The sequence below is a fragment of the Streptomyces sp. SM1 genome, assembly GCF_002910825.1.
Taxonomy (GTDB): Bacteria; Actinomycetota; Actinomycetes; order Streptomycetales; family Streptomycetaceae; genus Streptomyces; species Streptomyces okerensis.
Genome location: NZ_NEUB01000769.1, coordinates 2,255 through 4,944, shown reverse-complemented (window position 1 = coordinate 4,944; position 2,690 = coordinate 2,255). Strand labels below are relative to the sequence as shown.

General features: G+C 74.5%; 3 protein-coding genes. All 3 read right to left on the bottom strand.

Annotated elements, in window-relative coordinates:
- Positions 1-247: 247 nt before the first annotated feature.
- Positions 248-598, bottom strand: a complete 351-nt coding sequence (locus B9S61_RS23670) for a metalloregulator ArsR/SmtB family transcription factor (RefSeq protein ID WP_103544068.1) — start codon at positions 596-598, stop codon at positions 248-250.
- A gap of 153 nt (positions 599-751) precedes the next feature.
- The gene (locus B9S61_RS23665; protein ID WP_103544067.1) at positions 752-1,195 is read right to left on the bottom strand and encodes an ATP-binding protein; all 444 of its coding nucleotides are present in this window, start codon (positions 1,193-1,195) and stop codon (positions 752-754) included.
- Positions 1,192-2,690: SulP family inorganic anion transporter (locus B9S61_RS23660; protein ID WP_258039818.1), on the bottom strand; the 1,499-nt coding region annotated here is incomplete at its 5' end. The genes B9S61_RS23660 and B9S61_RS23665, both read right to left, overlap by 4 nt.

Genomic DNA, 2,690 nt, shown 5'->3' with positions numbered 1-2,690 from the left:
GGGACTCTGCGCGGCCGGTGAGGCGAGGACTCCTCGCCGTACCCGGCCCGTCCGGCAGCAGGACGGGCGACCGGGGCCTTCCGGCACGACGGGCCCGGTGAGGTGGTTTCCCCGGTCCTGTGCGGTCGGTGCGGCGGGGACCCCACCGCGGGGCCGGGCGGCCCGCGTCGGGAGCCGTGGGTAGGGAGCCGGGCGGCCCGGCGGTCGGTGCGGGTGGGGGCCCGGGGCGGAGCCGGGGGGCGGGGCGTTACAGCTGGGGTCTGGTCTCCTTCTGGGCGGCCTGGAGGTCAGCGAGGAGTTCGGCCTGGCCGGCGAGGACGCCGGAGAGGATGGTGCGGGCGACCCGCAGCAGCTCGGCCACATGCGGGCTGGTCAGCGAGTAGTACACCGTCGAGCCCTCCTTCCGGCCGACCACCAGGTTGGCGCGTCGTAGCACCGCCAGCTGCTGGGACAGGTGGGCCGGTTCGATGCCCACCTCGGGAAGCATCTCGGCGACCGCGTGCTCACGCTCACTGAGCAGTTCCAGGACGCGGATCCTGGCGGGGTGGCCCAGGGTTTTGAAGAACTCGGCCTTCAGCTGGTACAGCGGCGTGGTCATCGTGCCGTCCCCTTTCCGGCGCGGCAGCACGGTCCGGACAGCCGGTCCTCGGTCCATCGCCTCATCCGTTCGTCGGCACCCGCCTCGACGTTTTCCGACATTAGCAACTTCATACATCCCTGCCGTCCGGTGGCCGGTCCAGGTCCGGCGGTCTCACAGCGGGAGCGTGATCCAGATGCTCTTGCCCCCGCCGTCGGCGTCACCCCGGACCACGGCGGTGCCGCCCAGGCCGTGGGTCAGTTCGACCACGGTGGCGAGGCCCCCGGGCCCGGCACCGGCCGGTCCCGCGCGGTCCGGCCCGAACAGCCGGGGCCGGTGGGGATGGCGGTCGTGCACGGCGAGGACCAGGCAGTCGGGACTCGCCGCGTAGACCACCGTGGTCTGCGGGGAGACCTCGGCCGCGTGCCGCACGCTGTTGGCCACCAGTTCGCTCACGATCAGCAGCGCCGGGCCCACCGCCGGGTGGCGTTCACCGACACCCCACTCGGCCAGGGCCCGTTCGGCGGTTTCGCGGGCGAGCCGTACGGCCCCCGGGCCGGTGGGCACGGTGAGTACGTGGCGGTGCGGCAGCGCGCTCAGGGCGGGGGTCGGGGTCACGGCGTCTCCCGGGCCGGCGCGGGCACCGTGGCGCGGGACGCGGCGGCCACCGGCAGGACACCGTCGCGTTCCAGGTGGGCGCGGGCCGCGCCGATCGCCTCCGGTGTCGTGGCGTACTCCCGGCCCTCGTGCCGCAGCAGATCCAGGACGCCCACGGAGTCGAGGGCACGGCGGTGGGCGGGGCGGATGCCGGAGGCCAGGACGAGGATGCCGCGCCGTCTCAGTTTCGTCACCGCGTCCTTCAGGACCAGCGCCCCGGTGGCGTCGACGACGCTCACGTAGGACATGCGCAGGACGACGACCCGTACGTCGGCGAGTTCGGTCAGTTCCAGCAGGAAGCGGTGCGCGGCGGCGAAGAAGAGGGGACCGTCGATGCGGTAGGCGACGATGTGCTCGGCCAGCAGTTCGTGCTCCTCGTCCGTGTGGTCGCCACGGTCCAGCGGCAGCGGGGCCAGCCGGGCCTGGCGGGCGACCGCGCCCAGCGCGAGAACGCCGGCCGCGGCCAGACCGATGATCACCGCCTGGACGAGGTCGAGGACGAGCGTGGCGGCGGCCGTCAGGACCAGGATCACCGCGTCGGAGCGGGTGGCACGGGTCATCGCGCGCAGCGAACCGACCTCGACCATGCGGACCGCCGTCGCCAGCAGCACGCCGGCCAGGGCGGCCAGCGGGATGCGCGACACCAGCGGGGCGGCCGCGAAGACGATGGCGGCGAGGACGGCCGCGTGCGTGAGCGAGGCCAGCCGGGAGGTCGCGCCGGTCCGGACGTTGACGGCGGTGCGGGCGATGGCGCCGGTCGCGGGGACGCCGCCGAACATCGGGGAGACGATGTTGGCGAGGCCCTGGCCGAACAGTTCCCGGTCGGGGTCGTGCCGCCGGCCGACGGTCATGCCGTCGGCGACGGAGGCGGACAGCAGCGACTCCAGGGCGGCGAGCGCGGCCACGGCCAGGGCGGGCGCGACCAGGCTGCCCAGGGCGGCGGTGTCGACGAAGGCGAGCGAGGGAGCGGGCAGACCGGGGGGCAGGTCCCCGATCGGCCGCACCCCGTCCAGACCGGCGATCTGCGCCACGACGGTGGCGCCGATCACCGCCAGGACGGAGAAGGGGACGGTGGGCTTCCAGCGCGCCCCGACGAGCATCACGGCCGCCACCGCCAGTGCCAGCGCCGCCGCCGTCCAGTTGGGGGCGCGGACGAACTCCCCTGCCGCCCGCCAGGCCACCACCAGGACCCGATCGCCCTCGGGTGCGGGCACCCCGAGTGCGTTCGGGATCTGCTGCAGTCCGATCACGCAGGCGATGCCGAGTGTGAAGCCCTCCACCACCGGCGCGGGCACGTACCGCATGCTGCCGCCGGCCCGCAGCAGCGCCAGCAGGACCAGGATCACGCCCGCCATCAGACCGACGGTGAGCACGCCTCCGGGCCCGTAGTCGGCCACGATCGGCACGAGGACCACCGTCATCGCCCCGGTCGGCCCGGAGACCTGGAGGTTGGAAC